The sequence below is a fragment of the Streptomyces sp. NPDC006197 genome (genome assembly GCF_040613865.1).
Taxonomy (GTDB): domain Bacteria; phylum Actinomycetota; class Actinomycetes; order Streptomycetales; family Streptomycetaceae; genus Streptomyces.
This window is the reverse complement of the sequence record NZ_JBEXSZ010000158.1, coordinates 1-19,150: the sequence shown is the minus strand read 5'-3', so window position 1 is coordinate 19,150 and position 19,150 is coordinate 1. Positions and strand designations below refer to the sequence as shown.

Here is a 19,150-nt window from a genome sequence, read left to right as displayed (position 1 = left end):
GCGGGTCGTGCACATCTCCACGGACGAGGTGTACGGCTCCATCGACGAGGGTTTCTGGACCGAGGAGTCCCCGCTCCTCCCCAACTCCCCGTACGTCGGATCGCTCGCCTGGTCCCGGGTGCGGGCGTTACGCGGCGTGCCCGCCGTCCACCGAGAACTCGGCGCCCGTCACGTACCGCCCGCCGGGCCCCGCCAGGAAGGCGACCATCGCCGCCACCTCGTCCGGGGTGCCGAAGCGGCCGAGCGCCGTCATGGCCGCCTGCCCCTCCGCGTACGGCCCGTCCGCCGGGTTCATGTCGGTGTCGACGGGACCGGGGTGGACGATGTTCGCCGTGATCCCGCGCCCGCCCAGCTCCCGGGCCAGCGCCTTCGTCAGGCCGATCAGCGCGGCCTTGCTCATCGTGTAGAGGCTCCCGCCGGGGCCCGGCACCCGCTGGGTCATGCAGGTGCCGATCGTGACGATCCGGCCGCCCTCGGGCAGCCGCGCGGCCGCCGCCTGCGAGGCGAGGAAGGCCGCCCGGACGTTCACCGCCAGGACCCGGTCCACGTCCGCGAGGGAGAGCGACTCCAGCGGGCCGAGGACGCCGGCGCCGACGTTGTTCACCAGGACGTCGAGGCGGCCGAGGGCGTCCGCCGCCCACTCCACCGCGCCCGCCGCGTCCCCGGCGTCGGCTGCGTCGGCCCGCAGGGGCAGCGCCTTGCGGCCGGCCGCCTCGATCCGCGCGGCGACCTCCTTGGCCCGCGCCTCGTCCTGGACGTAGGTGAAGGCCACGTCGGCGCCCTCCCGGGCCAGCCGCACCGCCGTCGCCGCGCCGATCCCCCGGCTGCCACCCGTCACCAGGACCGCCGTGCCGTTCATCGTGGACATCCCGAAACCTCCGTGAGAAGAACCAACTGGTTGCGGGTTCAATGAAAGTCGGCGGGGCGCCCGGACGCTGGCGGGAATCGGACGCCGACCCGACCGGCGCGACGCCACCCCGATCACCGATGACTTCCGCCGGGCGGTGGAGTCGGAAGGGGTGAGACACGATGGTCCGGAGAACAGAAAGGGCACCCGCCATGGCCACCCTCAGCCTCACCCAGTTCCTCACCCTCGACGGCGTCGTCCAGGCCCCCGGAGGCCCCGAGGAGGACCCCAGCGGCGGCTTCGAGCACGGCGGCTGGTCCGTGCCGTTCGGCGACGAGGACTTCGGACGGCGCATCACCGAGATCTTCGCCCGCCCGACCGCCTTCCTCCTCGGCCGCCGCACGTACGACATCTTCGCGGGCTACTGGCCCCAGCACACCGACCCCGCCGACCCCGTCGCCTCCAAGCTCAACGCCCTCCCCAAGTACGTCGCCACCACCACCCTCACCTCCGCGGACTGGGAGGGCACCACCCTGCTCCGCGGCGACGTCGTCAAGGAGGTCGCCGCCCTCAAGGAGCGCACCGACGGCGAGATCCAGATGCACGGCAGCGCGGGCCTCGCCCGGACCCTCCTCGACCACGACCTCATCGACACCCTCCACCTGCACGTCTTCCCCGTGGTGCTGGGCACCGGCCGCCGCCTCTTCACCGACGGGGTCCGCCCCACCGCCTTCCGTCTCACCGACGCACGCACCACCGCCGCGGGCGTCGCCCTCCACACGTACGAACTGGCCGGCCGCCCCACGTACGGCAGTTACTGACCGGAGCCGCCGAGCCGGACGAAGGAAAGGTGTAGCCGCCACGGGCCTGTCCGGGTACGGTGATCGCTCCGAGTGCGAGCCGTCGAAGTCTCCACCCCACCCAGAGAGTTCGGAGAACCGGCCCGCGATGTCCTCGATTGCCGCACCCGTGTCCCTCGGCGCGCCGCGCCGCGCCTGGCTCACCGACCTGCCCGTCCTGCTCGTCGCCCTCGTCTGGGGCACCAGCTATCTCGCCGCCAAGGGCATCACCACCGGCCACACCGTCATCGCGGTCCTCGTGCTGCGGTTCGCCGTGGTGCTGCCCGTCCTCGCCGCCGCCGGGTGGAGCAGGCTCCGGGCCCTGAGCGCGGCCCAGTGGCGCGGCGCCGCGACCCTCGGGCTGATCCTCAGCGGGATCTTCCTCCTGGAGACGTACGGCGTCGTCCACACCTCCGCCACCAACGCGGGCCTGATCATCAGCCTCACCATGATCTTCACCCCGCTCGCCGAGGCCGCCGTCACCCGCACCTTCCCTCCCCGCGCCTTCCTCGCCGCCGCCGCGCTCTCCGTCGCCGGCGTCGTGCTGCTGACCCAGGGCGGCGGGTTCACCGCCCCCTCCCTCGGCGATCTGCTCATGCTGCTCGCCGCTCTCGCCCGCACCGTCCACGTCCTGGCCATGTCCCGGATCAAGGCGGTCCGGTCGGCCGATTCGCTCTCCCTCACCACCGTCCAACTCGGCTCCGCCGTCGCCGTGTTCGCCGTCATCGCCGCCCTCCCCGGCACCGGCGCCTCACCCTGGGCCGTCGCCCTCGACTTCGGCCCGCGCGAGTGGGCCGGGCTCCTCTTCCTCTCCGTCTTCTGCACGCTCTTCGCCTTCTTCGTGCAGATGTGGGCCGTCCGCCGCACCTCGCCCTCCCGGGTCAGCCTCCTCCTCGGTACGGAGCCGCTCTGGGCCGCCGCCGCGGGCATCGCCCTCGCCGGCGACCGCCCCGGCGCCGTCGGTGCCGTGGGCGCCGTGCTGGTCCTCGCGGGGACGAGTTGGGGCCGCCGCGCCGCGGACCAGGACGCCCGGTAGGTTCTTGCCCCATGCGTTCACTTCCGTACGACATACAGTTCCGTGCCCGAGCCCGCCGCACCCAGGCATGGGGGCTCGGACTCCTCGCCGTGGCCGGGCTGTTGTGGATCTGGTTCGCGGTGCTCCTCTTCACGCCTTACGAGACCGGTGAGTACAGCCGCGAGTGCACCTCCCGGTTCACCAGCGAGAACCTCCACAACAGCGACAGCCGCTGCGTCAACGAACGCGACTGGCCCGAACTCCTCGCCGTTCTGGGCGTGTCCGTGCCCGCCGGCGTCATCGGCGGCGTCCTTTACACCAGCGGCTCGGTCTCCCACCGCATGGCCGAGCACCTCGCCGAGGTCACCCGCCTCGACGCGGCGAGCTCCTGACCCCGCCGGGTCTCAGGCCTTCGCTATTCGGCTCCCCGCGATCGCCAGGGCCAGGCCGAGCACCGCGACGACGATGTTCGCGAACAGCTCCCGGCCCTCCAGGAACCCCACGTTCTCCGTGAGGAACCGGGTCAGACCCAGGAAGTGGAACCAGCCGCCGGTCAGCTCGCGGATCACACCGGCGACGCCAGCCACGAACAGCAGACCGCCGAGACTCTCAAGAAAACTCTTCATGGGTCGATCATGACCGGCTGGGCCGACGGGCCGCGTCCGCCGGTCGTCTACGGCGGCCGATACCAAAGTATCGGCCCCGGCGACTCCGGTATCCCGACGGCCCGCACGACCGCCGGCACGCGCCCGGCCTGCGTACATTTGCGGACATGACTCGTACGGACCGGCAGCGTTGGCTGCTCCCCTCCCACCTGGCCGAACCGGGCGGGACCGGGGCGGCCAGGCCCCGCCGTACCCTCCGCGACTGGACCGTGGACACCGTCCTGTTCCTCCTCGCCGCGTTCGTCGGTCTCCTCGCCGCCGACGCCAGCGCGCAGTACACCAGCGAGACCGTCACCCTCGTCGACCAACTGGCCGGCGCCGCCGCCTGCTGCGCCCTCTGGCTGCGCCGACGGTGGCCCGTCGGGCTCGCCGTCGCCCTCTCCCTGGTGAACCTCGTGGCCCCGGTCGCCGCCGGAGCCCTCCTCGCGAGCCTGTTCAGCGTCGCCGTACGCCGCCCGTTCCGCGAGATCGCCTGGATCGGCGCGCTCGCCGTCGCCACCTCCGTCGCCCAGGTCTTCGTCCGCCCCGACCCCACCACCAACGCCGGTCTCTCCGTCGCCCTCGGCTTCGTCCTCATCCTCCTCGTCACCGCCTGGGGCATGCTCGTCCGCTCCCGGCGCCAGCTCGTTGAAGCCCTCAGGGAACGGGCCCGCCGCGCCGAGGCCGAGGCCGAACTGCGCGCCGCCCAGGCCCAGCGGCTCGCCCGCGAGGCCATCGCCCGCGAGATGCACGACGTGCTCGCCCACCGGCTCACCCTGCTGAGCGTGCACGCCGGAGCCCTGGAGTTCCGGCCGGACGCCCCGCCCGAGCAGATCGCCCGCGCCGCCGGAGTCATCCGCGACAGCGCCCACGAAGCCCTCCAGGACCTCCGCGAGATCATCGGCGTCCTGCGCGCCCCCGGCGAGAACGGCGACGGCGACCGGCCCCAGCCCACCCTCGCCACCCTCGACGCGCTGGTCGACGAGTCCCGCGAGGCCGGTACGGAGGTCGTCCTCGACACCACCGTCGACGACCCGGCCGCGGTGCCCGCCGCCACCGGCCGCACCGTCTACCGCATCGCACAGGAGGCCCTCACCAACGCCCGCAAGCACGCCCCCGGCGCCACCGTCACCGTCACCGTCCGCGGCCGGCCCGGCGAAGGCCTCACCGTCGACATCCACAACCCGGCCCCCGCGGGCCCGGTGCCCCACGTCCCCGGCTCCGGCCAGGGCCTCATCGGCCTCACCGAACGCGCCGCCCTCGCCGGCGGCCGGCTGGAGCACGGCCCGGCCCCCGACGGCGGTTTCGCCCTGCACGCCTGGCTGCCGTGGCCGGCATGACCTCCCGGCCGATCCCGCCGCACGCGCGGCTACCGTGGCCCCCATGACCATCCGGCTGCTGATCGTCGACGACGACCCCCTGGTCCGCGCGGGCCTCACCTTCATGCTCGGCGGCGCCGACGACCTAGAGATCGTCGGCGAGGGCACCGACGGCCGGGACGTCCCCGAACTCGTCGCCCGGCACGCCCCGGACGTCATCCTCATGGACATCCGCATGCCCCACGTGGACGGCCTCACCGCCACCGAGCGGCTCCGCGCCCGCCCCGGCGCCCCCGAGGTCGTCGTCCTCACCACCTTCCACGCCGACGAGCAGGTGCTGCGCGCCCTGCGGGCCGGTGCCGCCGGTTTCGTCCTCAAGGACACCCCGCCCGCGGAGATCGTCGCCGCCGTCCGCCGGGTCGCCGCGGGCGACCCCGTCCTCTCGCCGGCCGTCACCCGCCAGCTCATGGCCCACGTCGTGGAGCGGCCGGAGCGCTCACCGCGACGCGCCACGGCCGCCGGGCGCCTCGCCGAACTCGGGGACCGCGAGAGGGAGGTGGCCGTCGCCGTCGGGCACGGCCGGTCGAACGCCGAGATCGCCGCCGAGCTGTACATGGGCGTCCCCACGGTCAAGACCCACGTCTCCCGGATCCTCGCCAAGCTCGGCCTCAACAACCGCGTCCAGATCGCGCTCCTGGTGCACGACGCGGGCCTCGTCGACGAGGACGGCAACGACTAGTCGGATAGTCTGCTTCGATGTCCGTCATCGAACTGGGGGAGCACGGCGCGGACTTCACCGCGAATCCGTACCCCTACTACGCGAAGCTCCGTGAAGCAGGCCCCGTCCACGAGGTGCGGATGCCCGACGGCTTCCAGTTCTGGCTGGTCGTCGGGCACGAGGAAGGGCGCGCGGCGCTCGCCGATCCCCGTCTCGCCAAGTCCCCGTCCGTCATCGGCGTCCGGCCCCCGGAGGAGGAGATCATCGGCGTCCACCTCCTCGCGGCGGACGCCCCCGACCACACCCGGCTGCGCCGCCTGGTCACGGCGGAGTTCACCGGCCGCCGGGTCGAGAGCCTGCGCCCCCGCATCGAGCGGCTCACCCACGAACTCGCCGACGCCATGGAGCCGGCCGGCCGCGCCGACCTCGTCGACGCCTACGCCTTCCCGCTGCCGATCACCGTCATCTGCGAGCTCCTCGGCGTTCCCGCCGAGGACCGCGAGACCTTCCGCGGCTGGTCGAACGAGCTCGTCACCCCGACCGGCGAGCGGGGCATCCTCGACGCCCTGGAGGGCTTCGGCGGCTATCTCGACGGACTCATCGAGGACAAGCGGGCCGCGGGGGCCGCCGACGACCTGCTCTCCGGTCTGATCGCCGCCCGCGCCGAGGACGGCGACCGGCTCTCCGGACCCGAACTCCGGGCCATGGCCTACCTTCTGCTGATCGCCGGCCACGAGACCACCGTCAACCTGATCTCCAACACCGTCCGCAACCTGCTCACCCACCCCGAGCAGCTCGCCGCCCTGCGCGCGGACCCGGACCTGCTCGACGGGGCGATCGAGGAGTCCCTGCGGTACGACGGACCGGTGGAGACCGGCACCTTCCGCTTCACCCGGGAGCCCTTCGCCATCGGCGACACCGTCATCCCGGCGGGGCAGAGCGTCCTGGTGGGGATCGGCGCACTCGACCGGGACCCGGCCCGCTTCCCCGAGCCCGACCGCTTCGACATCCGCCGCGACACCAAGGGCCACCTCGCCTTCGGCCACGGCATCCACTACTGCCTGGGCGCGCCGCTCGCCCGCCTGGAGGGCAGGATCGCCCTCCGGACGCTCCTGGAGCGCTTCCCCCGGCTGGAACTCGACGCGGATCCCCGCTCGTTGGAGTGGCTGCCCGGCATGCTCATGCGCGGGACCCGTCATCTACCCGTCCGGTGGTGAACCCTTGAGCGATCAGACCCCCGCCCTCGACCTCGACCTCGCCCGGAAGGTCCTCGACGCGCAGCCGTTCAGCCGGCTCGTCGGTGCCCGCCTCACCGAATTCGGCGCGGGTCGAGCGGTCCTGGAGCTGGACCGTCGCGACGAGCTGAGACAGCAGAACGGCTTCCTGCACGGCGGGGTGCTCTCGTACGCGGCGGACAACGCGATCACTTTCGCCGCGGGCGCCGAGCTCGGCCCGGCCGTGCTGACGGCCGGGTTCTCCATCCAGTACGTCCGGCCCGCGACGGGCGGCGTGCTGCGTGCCCGGGCGGAGGTGGTCCACGCCGGGCGGCGGCAGGCGGTGGTGCGCTGCGACCTGTCGACCGTCGACGAGCAGGGCGCCGAGACGCTGTGCGCGGTGGCCCAGGGCACGGTGCTGTCAGCCGGCTGAACCGGCCCCGCCGCCCCCGGCCGGCTCACCCGCCCCGGCGAGCCGGACCGGCCTCCGCTCCCGCCGCGACCGCTCGCACGCCTCGGCGATCCGGAGCGCCGCCAGGGCCTCCCGGCCGTCGCAGGGGTTGGGTGCCTCGCCGCGCGCCAGCCGTACGAAGGCGTCCAGCTCCGCCTCGTACGCGGGGGCGAACCGCTCCAGGAAGCCGGGCCAGGGCTTGCCCGGGGCGGGCGGGCCCTGCGGCTCCACCGAGACGAGCGGGGCCCGGTCGTCCAGGCCCACCACGATCTGGTCCCGCTCGCCCGCCAGCTCCATGCGGACGTCGTACCCGGCGCCGTTGCACCGGGTCGCGGTCGCCGTCACCAGCGTGCCGTCGTCCAGGGTGAGCACGGCCGCGGCCGTGTCCACGTCGCCGGCCTCCCGGAACATCGCCGGCCCGGTGTCCGAGCCCGTCGCGTACACCTCGACGACCTCCCGCCCGGTCACCCAGCGGACGACGTCGAAGTCGTGCACGAGACAGTCGCGGAAGAGGCCGCCGGAGAGCGGCAGGTACGCGGCGGGCGGCGGCTCCGGGTCGGAGGTGACCGCCCGCACGGTGTGCAGCCGGCCGAGCCGCCCCGACCGCACGGCCTCGCGCGCCGCCCGGTACCCCGTGTCGAAGCGGCGCATGAACCCCAGCTGGAGCACCGTGCCCGCCTCCGCCACCGCGTCGAGCGCCCTCAGCGTCCCCGGCACGTCCAGGGCGATCGGCTTCTCGCAGAAGGCCGGCAGGCCCGCCCGGGCGGCGCGGGCGATCAGCTCCGCGTGCGCGGCCGTCGCCGAGGCGATCACCACGGCGTCCAGGGCGTGCCCGAGCAGCGCGTCCACGTCCGGCGCCGCCTCCGCGCCGAGCGCCCCCGCCACCCCGGCCGCCCGGACGGCGTCCGCGTCCGCCAGGACCAGCGATTCGACCTCCGGATGCCGGGCCAGCACCCCCGCGTGGAAACTCCCGATCCGTCCCGTACCGATCAGTCCGATGCGCATGGCCCCACCGTGGAGGCGGGCGGCCCGACTGTCAAGGATTTGTCAGGACAACCGGACGTCACGACTTCCCGTCATCGCCTTCCGGTCCTCAGCGGCCCCGGGCTACGCTCGCCCCGTGCCCAAGCAGTCCGGCTCCCCCCTGCCTCCGCTCTCCGTGGACCGCACCAGCCCGGTCCCGCTCTACTTCCAGCTCGCCCAGCAGCTGGAGAGCGCCGTGGAGAACGGGACGCTCACCCCGGGCACCCTCCTCGGCAACGAGATCGACCTCGCCACCCGCCTGGGCCTCTCCCGGCCCACCGTCCGCCAGGCCATCCAGTCCCTCGTCGACAAGGGCCTCCTGGTCCGCCGCCGCGGCGTCGGCACCCAGGTCCTGCACAGCAGGGTCCGCCGCCCGATGGAGCTCAGCAGCCTCTACGACGACCTCGCCGCCGCCGGACAGCGCCCCGCCACCCGGGTCCTGGCCAACCGGCTCGAACCCGCCGCGGGACCGGTCGCGGCCGCCCTCGGCGTCCCCGAGGGCACCGAGGTCCACTACCTCGAACGGCTCCGCACCGCGCACGGCGAGCCGATGGCGTACCTGCGCAACCACCTGCCCGCGGGGCTCGTCGACCCCGACACCGAACGTCTGGAGACCACCGGCCTCTACCGCATGCTCCGCTCCGCCGCGCTCACCCTGCACAGCGCCCGCCAGGCCGTCGGCGCCCGCGCCGCGACCGCCGAGGAGGCCGCGCTCCTCGACGAGCCGGAGGGCGCGCCGCTGCTCACCATGGAGCGCGTCACCTTCGACGACACCGGACGCGCCGTCGAGTACGGCTCCCACCTGTACCGGGCCGCCCGCTACTCCTTCGAGTTCCAGCTGATGGTCCGCCCCTGACCCGGGCAACCCCCCTGACGAGCGCCACGACCCGCATGACCGATACTGCAATGCACGCAGAAGGACACAAAGGAGGGCACGGCCTCGTGACCAGGCTTCGGACAGGAGGGGTACGCGCCGCAGTCGGCGCCGTGCTCGCCCTCGCACTCACCGCGGCGCTCGCCGGGTGCAGCAGCACCGGCGGAAAGCGCGCGGAGGACGCCCGCAAGGCCGCCGCGGCCCAGGGCAGGGCGGCCGTCGACACCCCCCGCTGGACCTTCGCGATGGTGACCCACTCGGGTGACGGCGACACCTTCTGGGACATCGTCCAGAACGGCGCCAAGCAGGCCGCCGTCAAGGACAACATCAACTTCCTCTACGCCCACAACGACGAGGGCAAGGAGCAGGCGCAGCTGATCGACTCGTACGTCGCCAAGGGCGTCGACGGACTGGTCGTCACCCTCGCCAAGCCCGACGCCGTGAAGGCCGCCGTCGAGAAGGCCGTCAAGGCCGGCATCCCGGTGATCACCGTGAACTCGGGCGCCGAGCAGTCCAAGGCCTACGGCGCGCTCACCCACATCGGCCAGGACGAGACCGTCGCCGGCGAGGCCGTCGGCGAGGAACTCGACAAGCGCGGGAAGAAGAAGGCCCTCTGCGTCCTGCACGAGCAGGGCAACGTCGGCCACGAGCAGCGCTGCGCCGGAGTGAAGAAGACCTTCGGCGGCGAGCTGGTGAACCTGTACGTCGACGGCACCAACATGCCCGACGTCAAGGCCTCCATCGAGGCCAAGCTCCAGTCCGACAAGGACGTCGACGCCGTCGTCACCCTCGGCGCCCCCTTCGCCGACACCGCCGTCCAGGCCGCGAAGAGCGCCGGCAGCAAGGCCGAGGTCGACACCTTCGACCTCAACGCCAAGGTCGCGACCGCCCTGGAGGCCGGCACCCTCGGCTTCGCCGTCGACCAGCAGCCCTACCTCCAGGGCTACGAGGCCGTCGACCTGCTCTGGCTGTACCGCTACAACGCCGACGTCCTCGGCGGCGGCAAGCCGGTCCTGACCGGCCCCCAGATCATCACCAGGGACCAGGCCGCCGCGCTGAAGCAGTACGCGGATCGGGGCACCCGATGAGCTCCACCGCCCCGCCGTCGGACGGTGTCGACCACGTCGACGAACGGCTGCTGCGCACCACCCCCCTGAAGAAGCTGCTCGCCCGCCCCGAGCTCGGCTCGGTCGTCGGCGCGATCGCCGTCTTCGCCTTCTTCGCGGTGGCCGCCGACAGCTTCCTCAAGCCCTCCAGCCTCGGCACGGTCCTCTACGCGGCCTCCACCCTCGGCATCATGGCCGTCCCGGTCGCCCTGCTGATGATCGGCGGCGAGTTCGACCTCTCCGCCGGCGTCCTGGTCACCAGCTCCGCGCTGGTCTCCTCGATGTTCAGCTACCAGATGACGGCGAACGTCTGGGTCGGCGTCGGCGTCTCGCTGCTCGTCACCCTGGCGATCGGCGCCTTCAACGGCTTCATGCTGACCCGCACCAAACTCCCCAGCTTCATCATCACGCTCGGCACCTTCCTCATGCTGACCGGCCTGAACCTGGGCCTCACCAAACTGATCAGCGGCACCGTCTCCACCAAGACCATCGCCGACATGGAGGGCTTCCCCTCCGCGCGGAAGCTCTTCGCCTCGGAGGCGACGATCGGCGGCGTCGAGTTCAAGGTCACCATCCTGTGGTGGCTGGGCCTCGTCGCGCTCGCCACCTGGATCCTGCTCCGCACCCGCTTCGGCAACTGGATCTTCGCCGTCGGCGGCGGCGCCGACGCGGCCCGCGCGGTCGGCGTCCCCGTCCACCGCACGAAGATCGGCCTCTACACGGGCGTCGCCTTCTGCGCCTGGATCTCCGGCCAGCACCTGCTCTTCTCCTTCGACGTCGTCCAGTCGGGCGAAGGCGTCGGGAACGAGCTGATCTACATCATCGCGGCCGTCATCGGCGGCTGCCTGATCACCGGCGGGTACGGCTCGGCCATCGGCTCGGCGGTCGGCGCCCTCATCTTCGGCATGACCAGCAAGGGCATCGTGTACGCCGAGTGGAACCCCGACTGGTTCAAGTTCTTCCTGGGAGCGATGCTCCTCCTGGCGACCCTGCTGAACGCCTGGATCCGCAAGCGCGTGGAGGCCGTCAAATGAGCCTGGTCAGTCTTGAGGACGTCAGCAAGTACTACGGAAACATCCGGGCCCTCGAAGGCGTCTCCCTGGACGTGAACGCGGGCGAGATCTCCTGCGTCCTCGGTGACAACGGCGCCGGCAAGTCCACCCTCATCAAGATCGTCGCCGGTCTCCACCGGCACGACGCCGGAACCTTCCGCATCGAGGGCGAGGAGGTCACCCTCGCCAACCCGCGCGACGCCCTCGACCGGGGCATCGCCACCGTCTACCAGGACCTCGCCGTCGTCCCCCTCATGCCGGTCTGGCGGAACTTCTTCCTCGGCTCCGAACCCACCAGGGGCAGGGGTCCGCTCAAGCGGCTCGACGTCGAGCTGATGCGCACCACGACCCGCGAGGCGCTGCTGCGCATGGGCATCGACCTCCGGGACGTCGACCAGCCCATCGGCACCCTCTCCGGCGGCGAGCGCCAGTGCGTGGCCATCGCCCGCGCGGTCCACTTCGGCGCCAAGGTCCTCGTCCTCGACGAACCGACCGCCGCGCTCGGCGTCAAGCAGTCCGGGGTCGTCCTGAAGTACGTGGCGGCCGCCCGCGACGAAGGCCTCGGAGTGGTTCTCATCACCCACAACCCGCACCACGCCTACCTCGTCGGCGACCGTTTCGTCCTCCTCAAGCGGGGCGTCATGGCCGCGAGCCACACCAAGGACTCCGTCACGCTCGACGAGTTGACCCGGCAGATGGCGGGCGGCAGCGAGCTGGAGGACCTGCGCCACGAGCTGGAGCGGCCGACCGGCGCATAACGGCCCCTTCACACCCCACCTGGCAGAATCGGAGCCGATGAGTACCTACCGTGACCTCGCCCACCGGGGAGCCGCCCGCGGGACCGTGCTGCGGACCGTCGGGACCCGGGAGCGGCGCTCCCACCTGACGGCCCCCCGGGTGCCGACCGTCGGCATCGACATCGGCGGTACGAAGGTGATGGCCGGCGTCGTCGACGCCGACGGCAACATCCTGGAGAAGCTCCGCACGGAGACCCCGGACAAGTCCAAGAGCCCCAAGGTCGTCGAGGACACCATCGTCGAACTGGTCCTGGACCTCTCCGACCGGCACGACGTGCACGCCGTCGGCATCGGCGCGGCCGGCTGGGTCGACGCCGACCGGGCCCGGGTCCTCTTCGCCCCGCACCTCGCCTGGCGCAACGAACCCCTCCGCGACGCCCTCCAGGGCCGCCTCGCGGTCCCCGTCATGGTCGACAACGACGCCAACACCGCCGCCTGGGCCGAGTGGCGCTTCGGCGCCGGACGCGGCGAGGACCACCTCGTCATGATCACCCTCGGCACCGGCATCGGCGGCGCCATCCTGGAGGACGGCCAGGTCAAGCGGGGCAAGTACGGCGTCGCCGGAGAGTTCGGCCACATGCAGGTCGTCCCCGGCGGCCACCGCTGCCCCTGCGGCAACCGCGGCTGCTGGGAGCAGTACAGCTCGGGGAACGCGCTGGTCCGCGAGGCCCGCGAGCTGGCCGCCGCCGACTCCCCGGTCGCGTACGAGATCATCGAGCGGGTCAAGGGGAACGTCTCCGAGATCACCGGCCCCCTCATCACCGAGCTCGCCCGCGAGGGCGACGCCATGTGCGTCGAGCTGTTCCAGGACATCGGCCAGTGGCTCGGCGTCGGCATCGCCAACCTCGCCGCCGCCCTCGACCCCTCCTGCTTCGTCATCGGCGGAGGCGTCTCCGCCGCCGACGACCTGCTCATCGGCCCCGCGAGGGACGCCTTCCGCCGCCACCTCACCGGCCGCGGCTACCGCCCCGAGGCCCGCATCACCCGCGCCCAGCTCGGTCCCGAGGCCGGCATGGTCGGCGCCGCCGACCTCGCCCGGCTCGTCGCCCGCCGCTTCCGCCGCGCCAACCGGCGCCGCGTCGAGCGGTACGAACGGTACGAGCGCTACGCCCAGGCCCTGCGCAACGGGACCTCGGGCCGGCCCGCACGCACCCCCGAGGAACCCTCTTCATGACCCCGCCCCAGCAGACCGTCCTGCCTCAGCAGACCACCCTGCCCCGCCCCCCGCAGGACAAGCTGCCCGAGGACCGCCGGCACATGATCCGCCGCCGCTGGCTGACGGCCGTCATCATCGTGCTGCTCGTCGGCATCCCGGCCGGCTACCTCGTCATCTCCGCCGGCCAGAGCCGCGACAGCGGCCGCGACAAGGAGCGCGAGTCCTCGGCGGCCGGCCTCCAGGACAACTGGCCCTCGCTGATGAAGCGCCGGGTCTTCGAGATCCCGATCCCCTCCGGGGCCTGGGACGTCGCCTACTACGAGACCAGCAACTGGAAGACCAGTCGGCTGTACGTCCAGTTCACGACGACCGCCGGCGGTCTCGACGCCTTCCTCGCCGAGTCCGGGACCGCCCGCTCCGCGCTCGCCCCGGACCGGATCACCGTCGGCGAGCGCGACGCCGACATCGCCGGCTGGACCTTCGCCCCCGGCGTGACCTGGGCGGGCACCACCGTGACCCGCGAGAAACCCCGCCCCCACACCGCCATCACGGTCGACCTCACCGACCCGGCCTTCCCCCGCGTGTACGCGGTGTCGACGACGAGTCCCTGACGCGGTCTCCCCGCGGGTGAGCGGACGGGGCACCGTGCGGGCGGCCGGCCTCAAGGCCCGTCGCCCGCACGGTGGTTGCCCGCCGCGCGTCGCGCACCGCCGAAGGTCGCCGACATGCTCCGGGCGTCCCCGGGTAAGCGGACCGCACACGGCCCGAGGAGGAACCATGTCCGGACTGATCACCCGCATCAAGCAGTTCACCCGCAGTCCGCAGGGACGGCGGACGATCGCGTCGGCCCGTCGTGCCGCCGCCGACCCCCGCAGGCGCGACCAGGCCCGCAGGCTGCTCGGGCGGCTGCGCGGGCGACGGTGAAGGGCGGCAGGCACACGGCGGGGGAAGGGCTTTCGCGGTGGGAACGCGCCCTGGAACGCTGGCAGAACAGGCTGGTATCCAAGGTCCGCCACCGCGAACACGTCGAGCTGGTCGACGCGCTGCACCACGAGTGCGACGACCACGCCGTGGTGTGCAGCGAGAGCAGAGTGGTCGTACCGAACGCCTACGAGGTGGAACTCGACGCCGGGGTGCACGAGGAGCTGGTCCGCCGCGGCCGAGGTGACGTGGGCGAGTCCCTGACGGACGATCTGGCCCGGTACGGGGAGAGCAAGGGTTACGAGTGGGCGGGACCGCTGACCGTGCGCGTCACCCCGACCGCGTGCCCACCCGGCGAGCCGTACCGGGTCTCCAGCCGCCCCATGCCCCACGTACGGGCCGACGCCTTCCCCGAGGGCGACTGAACGGGCCGCGGACCTCGGCGCCCGGGAGGACGGACGTCGCCCAGGACGCGGTCCGGGGCCGCCGCCCCGAGGGCAAAGAGCACGACCCGGACCGGGCGCTCCGTCCGGTCGACGCCCCGGTGTCCAAGGCGCTGAGGATTCCCGAGATCGTCACGACGTCCCTTTCGCCGGGGTCCGACGGGTTCCGTGCCCGCCCACCCGCGCGAAGACGGGACTTTCGAGCGCGGAAACCGCGGGAGCGAAATGCGCGGGGTGCCACCGACCGCTCGGTGAATCGGCCGCTACCACGCATACGTTCGGATTGCAGGGGCACGCGAACCGCAGCCGCATTCGACGGCCGGAGAATTCCTCCGGACCGATCTCCAGAGGCACGAAGGCGAGATCAGGAACATGACCGACGACAGGAAAGGCGGGACGGTCGATGCCGCCGCCGGCGGGCGCTGCGACATCGCCACCGCCATGCGCCGCGCCTCCGGCCAGCTCGCGGACCTGCTCCGGTGCGAGCCGGGAGCCGTCTCGGCGGTGAAGGGCAGCGGCGAGGGCTGGTCCGCGGACGTGGAAGTGGTCGAACTCGAAAAGGTCCCCGACACCATGAGTGTCATGGCGACCTACCACGTCGAACTCGACGCCGAAGGGCGACTCGTCGCCTACGAACGCGTTCGCCGTTACGCGAGGGGGCAGATCGACCGCCGCTGAAACCAGCGGGTGACCGGCGGGTCCCCGGCCGTCGCCGGCCCCGCGCGATCACCGGAAGGAGCTTCACCGTGACACTCGTCCAGCAGAACAATCCCACGACCGGTGGCAGTGGTTCGGGAAATCTCTACGACGTTCTCGAACTCATTCTTGACCGAGGGCTCGTGATCGACGCGTTCGTCCGCGTCTCCCTGGTCGGAATCGAAATCCTCAAGATCGACGTCCGGGTGGTCGTCGCCAGCGTCGACACGTACCTGCGGTTCGCGGAGGCGTGCAACCGCCTCGACCTGGAATCCGGCCGCAAGGCGCCCACCCAACTCACCGACATCGTCGGCGAGATGACCGAGAGTGGCGCCAAGGGCAAGTCCAAAGGAGCGCTGAGCGGCGCCGTGGAGGCCTTCACGGACACGCTGAAGGGCAAGCGCGACGATTCCGAGGAGGAGTCCGAAAAGCGCCCGGTCCGCAAGTCGACGACCGGCCGCCAGACGGCCCGGAAGCGAGAGGAGTGACACCTTGTCCACGTACGTCTACGCCATCACCGACGCCACGCACCCCGTGCGCCTGGACGGTCTGCGAGGAGTCGGCGATCCGCCGTCGCCCCTGCGCACCGTCCGCACCGGCACCCTGACGGCCGTCGTGAGCGACGCGCCTCCCGGCCTGCGGGCCAAGCGGCGCGACGTCATGGCCCATCAGAACGTCCTGGAGTCGCTCATGGCCGACGGAGCGACCCTGCCGATGCGCTTCGGCCTGCTCGGCCCCGACGACGAGCGCGTCGCCGACGTCCTGGACCGGGAGGAGCCGGCGTACCGGCAGCGGCTCGCCGAGCTCGACGGTCACGTCGAGTACCACCTCAAGGCCGGCCGGGACGAGGACGACATGCTCCGCGCGGTCCTCGCCGACTCCGAGCAGGCCCGGGAGCTCAACGAACGCACCCGCGGCGGCTCCGGCACCCACGAGGACCGGGTCGCGCTGGGGGAGCTCGTCTCGCGCGAGGTCGCGGCCCGGGGCGAGCGGGAGGCCGGGGAGATCGTGACCCGGCTGGGCGGGTCGGCCACCCGTTCCACCGTCGCCGACGTCGGCGGCAACCACTTCCTCAACGCCTCGTTCCTGGTCCCGGCCGAGCGCACGGACGAGTTCGTCCAGGCGGTGCGGGCCGAGGCCGACCGGCGCGGGGACGCGTACGACTTCACCCTCACGGGACCGCTGCCGCCGTACAGCTTCGTCTGAGGAAGGGGAGGTGAGGGGACATGGGCCTCGTCACCGGCGTTCTGACCCTTCCGCTGGCCCCGGTCCGCGGCACCGCCTGGGTTCTCGACCAGGTGCTCCTCGCCGCGGAGCGGGAGCACTACGACCCCGGGCGGGTGCGCGGGGAGCTGGCGGCGCTCGAACAGGAGCTGACGAGCGGCCGCATCGACGCCGACGAGTTCGACCGCCGCGAGGACGAGCTCCTCGACCGGCTCGAAGAGGCCGAGGAGTACTGGCAGGGCTCGCGGAGCAGCCGCTGAGTCCACACCGCCGACAGACGACCGCCCCGGGGAGGCCGTCGGGCTCCCCGACGGGGCGCCCGGGCCCGCCCGTCGCTCCCGGCGTCGCACCGCGGCCTCCGCTCGCCGACCGACACCGCAGCACAGGACAGGGGAGACATCGTGTCCGATTCACTGGCCGGCCGCATGCCGGGCTCTCCGCGAGCCGCACCGGCGTACGGGGCGCAGGGCTCGTCCGCGAACCTCGCGGACATCCTCGAGAGGGTGCTCGACAAGGGCATCGTCATCGCGGGCGACATCCGGATCAACCTGCTCGACATCGAACTGCTGACGATCAAGCTGCGTCTGCTGGTCGCGTCCGTCGACAAGGCGAAGGAGATGGGCATCGACTGGTGGGAGCACGATCCCTCGCTCTCCTCCCGGGCCGGGCCCACCCGGTCCGTGGCGACCGCTCCGACCGCGGAGGGCGAGTCACCGGCCGAGGAGAACGAGCGGCTGCGGGCCGAGCTGGCCCGGCTGAGGGCGGCGGCCGGGCTCACCGGCCCCTCGCCCGGTGCGGCGCGGGCTTCCCGGCAGGAAGAAGAGGAGGAGACGCGGTGAGCACCGACTCGCAGCTCCGGCGGGCGGACGAGCCCCTCGACGTCGGTGAGGAGATGTCGTACGTCTACGCCCTCGGCCGTGTCGGCGAGCCCGCCCTGCGGGATGCCGTCGCCCGCTTGGCCGGCGTCGACGGGAGGGCTCTGCGGCTGGTCGAATCCGCCGGCCTCGCGGCGGTGGTGTCCTCCGTTCCGTCCGGCGCGTTCGGGGAACAGGGGCTGCGCGCGCAGCTGGAGGACATGGCCAGGCTGGAGGTGATCGCCCGGTCCCACCACGCGGTGGTCGACGCCGCGTTCGCGGGGACGACCGTTCTGCCCATGCGGCTGGCGACCGTGTACCTGGACGACGTCCGGGTGGCCGAGATGCTCACCGCTCGGCGCGGTCGCTTCCTGGACCTGCTGGCTCGCCTGGACGGCCATGTGGAGCTCGGCATGAAGGTCTACGCGGACGCGGGCGCGGTGGCGCCGCCGGAGGCGGAAGGAGAGGCGGAGGCGGTCGCGGAGAGCCCGGGGCGCGCCTACCTCCGGCGGCGCCGGGCCCAGCGCCGCAGCGCCCAGGACCTCCACCGCGCGGCCGCGGGCGCCGCCGAGGAGGCGGTCCGGGTGGCGGAGGGACTCTCCCGAGCGCGGGTCGTCCACCGGCCGCAGCAGGGCGGACTGGCTCCCGCGCGGGGGGAGAACATCGCGAACGAGGCGTATCTCGTGCCCACGGGCGAAGTCGGCCGGTTCATGGCCGCGCTCGGTGCGTCGGCCGACGCCACTCCGGGCGTGCGCGTCGAGGTGACCGGCCCGTGGGCCCCGTACTCGTTCGCCACGGTGACCGAGGAGGAGCAGTACGGGACGGAAGGAGGTGGGGAACGGTGAACGGCACGCGGATCGCGGGCGGCGACATCACCACCCCCGACTCCGTCACCGGACCGCCCGTCGCCCTGATCGATCTCCTGGACCGGCTCCTGAACGGGGGAGCGGTGCTCACCGGCGACCTCGTCCTGTCCGTCGCGGACGTCGACCTGGTCCACATCAACCTGCGTGCGGTGATCCGGTCCGTCACGGGAGAGGAGCCGGCGCCGTGGTGAGCCGGGAGAGCGAGGCCTCCGCGGTGGCCCGGCGCCTGGGGACGGACGCGGACACGGTGGAACGGGACCTCGTCAAACTCGTCCTGACCATCGTCGAGCTGCTCCGGCAGCTGATGGAGCGCACCGCCGTGCACCGGGTCGACCAAGGAGATTTGACGGAAGATCAGGAGGAACACATCGGGCTGACCTTGATGATCCTGCAGGAACGCATGGAGGAACTCTGCGACCGGTACGGCCTGTCGATGGACGACCTCAATCTGGATCTGGGGCCCCTGGGATCCCTGCTCCCCCGGAGCGGTGGCTGAGACGGCCAGGGACCCGTGTTCTTTCACATGGAGAGGCTAAGGAGGAACGTCATGACTGCTGAGAGTGACAACACCAAGAATTCCGATACCGCGAACGCCAAGAAGACGGCGGGCGGCAAGACCACCACCGCGACCCGACGGACCGCGAAGCGCGCTTCCACCGCGTCGGCCTCCGCCGCGGAGAAGACGGCCGGATCGGCCGGGGCGCAGGCCACCGAGCGCGTCGGCCGGACGGTGGCCGACGGCCTCCAGAGCGGCCGGGAGCTGGTGACGGCCAACGCGAGCAAGGCGGCCACCGTGGCTGCCACGGCCTGGACGGCCGTCAAGCACCGCAAGGCCGTGGCAGCCGGTGCGGCGGCCGGCGTCGCCGGTGTCGCCGGCGCCGCGTTCGCCATCGGCCGCTCCACGGCCAAGCCGCCGACCGGTCCGCTGACGGGCCCCCTGACCCGCCTCGCGCGCGGCCGGATCTGAGCGGGCGGGCGCGGGCGGCAGCGCCCGCGCGGCCCGCGGGGCACGGTGGCTGTCGCGCCGCAGTGAGTACACCGAGGCCGAAGGCCCCGAGTGCGATGATCTGCATCAGCCCCACAATCTCCTG

At 72.7% G+C, this 19,150-nt stretch carries 27 protein-coding genes and 1 pseudogene; 25 read left to right on the top strand and 3 right to left on the bottom strand.

Annotated features, from left to right (window positions below):
• Nucleotides 1-94, top strand: a pseudogene (locus tag ABZ318_RS33410) (GDP-mannose 4,6-dehydratase); the annotation flags it as partial.
• 33 nt (nucleotides 95-127) lie between these two features.
• Here the strand turns inward: ABZ318_RS33410 and ABZ318_RS33405 are convergent.
• Nucleotides 128-868 carry an SDR family oxidoreductase gene (locus ABZ318_RS33405; protein WP_356906190.1) on the bottom strand — a complete coding sequence of 247 codons (741 nt, stop codon included), beginning with the start codon at nucleotides 866-868 and terminating at the stop codon, nucleotides 128-130.
• Nucleotides 869-1,059: 191 nt separating this feature from the next.
• Between ABZ318_RS33405 and ABZ318_RS33400 the strand changes: the two genes are divergently transcribed.
• The 3 genes from ABZ318_RS33400 (at nucleotide 1,060) to ABZ318_RS33390 (ending at nucleotide 3,093) form a co-directional block, all read left to right on the top strand.
• A complete protein-coding gene (locus ABZ318_RS33400; protein ID WP_356906189.1) occupies nucleotides 1,060-1,668 on the top strand; it encodes a dihydrofolate reductase family protein in 609 nt (202 codons plus the stop codon).
• Nucleotides 1,669-1,795: 127 nt separating this feature from the next.
• Nucleotides 1,796-2,722 (top strand): DMT family transporter, encoded by a 927-nt coding sequence (locus ABZ318_RS33395; RefSeq protein WP_356906188.1) that lies wholly within the window; start codon nucleotides 1,796-1,798, stop codon nucleotides 2,720-2,722.
• Nucleotides 2,723-2,733: 11 nt separating this feature from the next.
• A complete protein-coding gene (locus ABZ318_RS33390; protein ID WP_356906187.1) occupies nucleotides 2,734-3,093 on the top strand; it encodes a hypothetical protein in 360 nt (119 codons plus the stop codon).
• A gap of 12 nt (nucleotides 3,094-3,105) precedes the next feature.
• Here ABZ318_RS33390 and ABZ318_RS33385 read toward each other — a convergent pair whose 3' ends face one another.
• A complete protein-coding gene (locus ABZ318_RS33385) occupies nucleotides 3,106-3,327 on the bottom strand; it encodes a hypothetical protein (RefSeq protein WP_356906186.1) in 222 nt (73 codons plus the stop codon).
• Between the two features lie 146 nt (nucleotides 3,328-3,473).
• Here ABZ318_RS33385 and ABZ318_RS33380 point away from each other — a divergent pair, with 146 nt between their 5' ends.
• The 4 genes from ABZ318_RS33380 to ABZ318_RS33365 are packed head-to-tail and all read left to right on the top strand — an operon-like array spanning nucleotide 3,474 to nucleotide 7,029.
• Nucleotides 3,474-4,685, top strand: a complete 1,212-nt coding sequence (locus ABZ318_RS33380) for a histidine kinase (protein ID WP_356906185.1) — start codon at nucleotides 3,474-3,476, stop codon at nucleotides 4,683-4,685.
• Nucleotides 4,686-4,728: 43 nt separating this feature from the next.
• Nucleotides 4,729-5,403 (top strand): response regulator transcription factor, encoded by a 675-nt coding sequence (locus tag ABZ318_RS33375; RefSeq protein WP_356906184.1) that lies wholly within the window; start codon nucleotides 4,729-4,731, stop codon nucleotides 5,401-5,403.
• Nucleotides 5,404-5,420: 17 nt separating this feature from the next.
• Nucleotides 5,421-6,599, top strand: coding sequence for a cytochrome P450 (locus tag ABZ318_RS33370; RefSeq protein WP_356906183.1), 1,179 nt, complete (start codon nucleotides 5,421-5,423; stop codon nucleotides 6,597-6,599).
• Between the two features lie 4 nt (nucleotides 6,600-6,603).
• Nucleotides 6,604-7,029 carry a PaaI family thioesterase gene (locus ABZ318_RS33365; protein WP_260174545.1) on the top strand — a complete coding sequence of 142 codons (426 nt, stop codon included), beginning with the start codon at nucleotides 6,604-6,606 and terminating at the stop codon, nucleotides 7,027-7,029.
• Here ABZ318_RS33365 and ABZ318_RS33360 read toward each other — a convergent pair.
• Nucleotides 7,018-8,052 (bottom strand): Gfo/Idh/MocA family oxidoreductase, encoded by a 1,035-nt coding sequence (locus ABZ318_RS33360; RefSeq protein WP_356906182.1) that lies wholly within the window; start codon nucleotides 8,050-8,052, stop codon nucleotides 7,018-7,020. The genes ABZ318_RS33365 and ABZ318_RS33360 overlap by 12 nt on opposite strands.
• 154 nt (nucleotides 8,053-8,206) lie before the next feature.
• Between ABZ318_RS33360 and ABZ318_RS33355 the strand changes: the two genes are divergently transcribed.
• The 17 genes from ABZ318_RS33355 (at nucleotide 8,207) to ABZ318_RS33275 (ending at nucleotide 19,026) form a co-directional block, all read left to right on the top strand.
• Complete coding sequence (locus tag ABZ318_RS33355; RefSeq protein WP_356906192.1) at nucleotides 8,207-8,926, top strand: GntR family transcriptional regulator; 720 nt, start codon at nucleotides 8,207-8,209, stop codon at nucleotides 8,924-8,926.
• Between the two features lie 86 nt (nucleotides 8,927-9,012).
• On the top strand, nucleotides 9,013-10,032 hold the full coding sequence (locus tag ABZ318_RS33350) for a sugar ABC transporter substrate-binding protein (protein WP_356906181.1): 1,020 nt from the start codon (nucleotides 9,013-9,015) through the stop codon (nucleotides 10,030-10,032).
• Nucleotides 10,029-11,084, top strand: coding sequence for an ABC transporter permease (locus ABZ318_RS33345; protein ID WP_356906180.1), 1,056 nt, complete (start codon nucleotides 10,029-10,031; stop codon nucleotides 11,082-11,084). Before ABZ318_RS33350 ends, ABZ318_RS33345 begins: the two co-directional genes overlap by 4 nt.
• Complete coding sequence (locus ABZ318_RS33340) at nucleotides 11,081-11,860, top strand: ATP-binding cassette domain-containing protein (RefSeq protein WP_356906179.1); 780 nt, start codon at nucleotides 11,081-11,083, stop codon at nucleotides 11,858-11,860. Before ABZ318_RS33345 ends, ABZ318_RS33340 begins: the two co-directional genes overlap by 4 nt.
• Before the next feature lie 37 nt (nucleotides 11,861-11,897).
• Nucleotides 11,898-13,073, top strand: a complete 1,176-nt coding sequence (locus tag ABZ318_RS33335) for an ROK family glucokinase (RefSeq protein ID WP_356906178.1) — start codon at nucleotides 11,898-11,900, stop codon at nucleotides 13,071-13,073.
• Complete coding sequence (locus ABZ318_RS33330; protein ID WP_356906177.1) at nucleotides 13,070-13,666, top strand: hypothetical protein; 597 nt, start codon at nucleotides 13,070-13,072, stop codon at nucleotides 13,664-13,666. The genes ABZ318_RS33335 and ABZ318_RS33330 overlap by 4 nt, the downstream gene beginning before the upstream one ends.
• A gap of 166 nt (nucleotides 13,667-13,832) precedes the next feature.
• Nucleotides 13,833-13,979, top strand: a complete 147-nt coding sequence (locus ABZ318_RS33325; protein ID WP_356906176.1) for a hypothetical protein — start codon at nucleotides 13,833-13,835, stop codon at nucleotides 13,977-13,979.
• Complete coding sequence (locus ABZ318_RS33320; RefSeq protein WP_356906175.1) at nucleotides 13,976-14,401, top strand: FhaA domain-containing protein; 426 nt, start codon at nucleotides 13,976-13,978, stop codon at nucleotides 14,399-14,401. Before ABZ318_RS33325 ends, ABZ318_RS33320 begins: the two co-directional genes overlap by 4 nt.
• A gap of 390 nt (nucleotides 14,402-14,791) precedes the next feature.
• Complete coding sequence (locus ABZ318_RS33315) at nucleotides 14,792-15,097, top strand: gas vesicle protein (RefSeq protein ID WP_356906174.1); 306 nt, start codon at nucleotides 14,792-14,794, stop codon at nucleotides 15,095-15,097.
• Nucleotides 15,098-15,165: 68 nt separating this feature from the next.
• Complete coding sequence (locus tag ABZ318_RS33310) at nucleotides 15,166-15,603, top strand: gas vesicle structural protein GvpA (protein WP_356906173.1); 438 nt, start codon at nucleotides 15,166-15,168, stop codon at nucleotides 15,601-15,603.
• A gap of 4 nt (nucleotides 15,604-15,607) precedes the next feature.
• Nucleotides 15,608-16,321, top strand: coding sequence for a GvpL/GvpF family gas vesicle protein (locus tag ABZ318_RS33305; protein WP_356906172.1), 714 nt, complete (start codon nucleotides 15,608-15,610; stop codon nucleotides 16,319-16,321).
• 20 nt (nucleotides 16,322-16,341) lie between these two features.
• On the top strand, nucleotides 16,342-16,599 hold the full coding sequence (locus tag ABZ318_RS33300) for a gas vesicle protein GvpG (protein WP_356906171.1): 258 nt from the start codon (nucleotides 16,342-16,344) through the stop codon (nucleotides 16,597-16,599).
• A gap of 165 nt (nucleotides 16,600-16,764) precedes the next feature.
• On the top strand, nucleotides 16,765-17,178 hold the full coding sequence (locus ABZ318_RS33295; protein WP_356906191.1) for a gas vesicle protein: 414 nt from the start codon (nucleotides 16,765-16,767) through the stop codon (nucleotides 17,176-17,178).
• Nucleotides 17,175-18,038 carry a GvpL/GvpF family gas vesicle protein gene (locus ABZ318_RS33290; RefSeq protein WP_356906170.1) on the top strand — a complete coding sequence of 288 codons (864 nt, stop codon included), beginning with the start codon at nucleotides 17,175-17,177 and terminating at the stop codon, nucleotides 18,036-18,038. Before ABZ318_RS33295 ends, ABZ318_RS33290 begins: the two co-directional genes overlap by 4 nt.
• Nucleotides 18,035-18,250, top strand: coding sequence for a gas vesicle protein (locus tag ABZ318_RS33285; protein WP_356906169.1), 216 nt, complete (start codon nucleotides 18,035-18,037; stop codon nucleotides 18,248-18,250). Before ABZ318_RS33290 ends, ABZ318_RS33285 begins: the two co-directional genes overlap by 4 nt.
• Entirely contained in the window at nucleotides 18,244-18,555 is a 312-nt protein-coding gene (locus ABZ318_RS33280; protein ID WP_356906168.1) for a gas vesicle protein K, read from the top strand. Before ABZ318_RS33285 ends, ABZ318_RS33280 begins: the two co-directional genes overlap by 7 nt.
• 51 nt (nucleotides 18,556-18,606) lie before the next feature.
• The gene (locus ABZ318_RS33275) at nucleotides 18,607-19,026 is read left to right on the top strand and encodes a hypothetical protein (protein WP_356906167.1); all 420 of its coding nucleotides are present in this window, start codon (nucleotides 18,607-18,609) and stop codon (nucleotides 19,024-19,026) included.
• Nucleotides 19,027-19,150 lie beyond the last annotated feature (124 nt).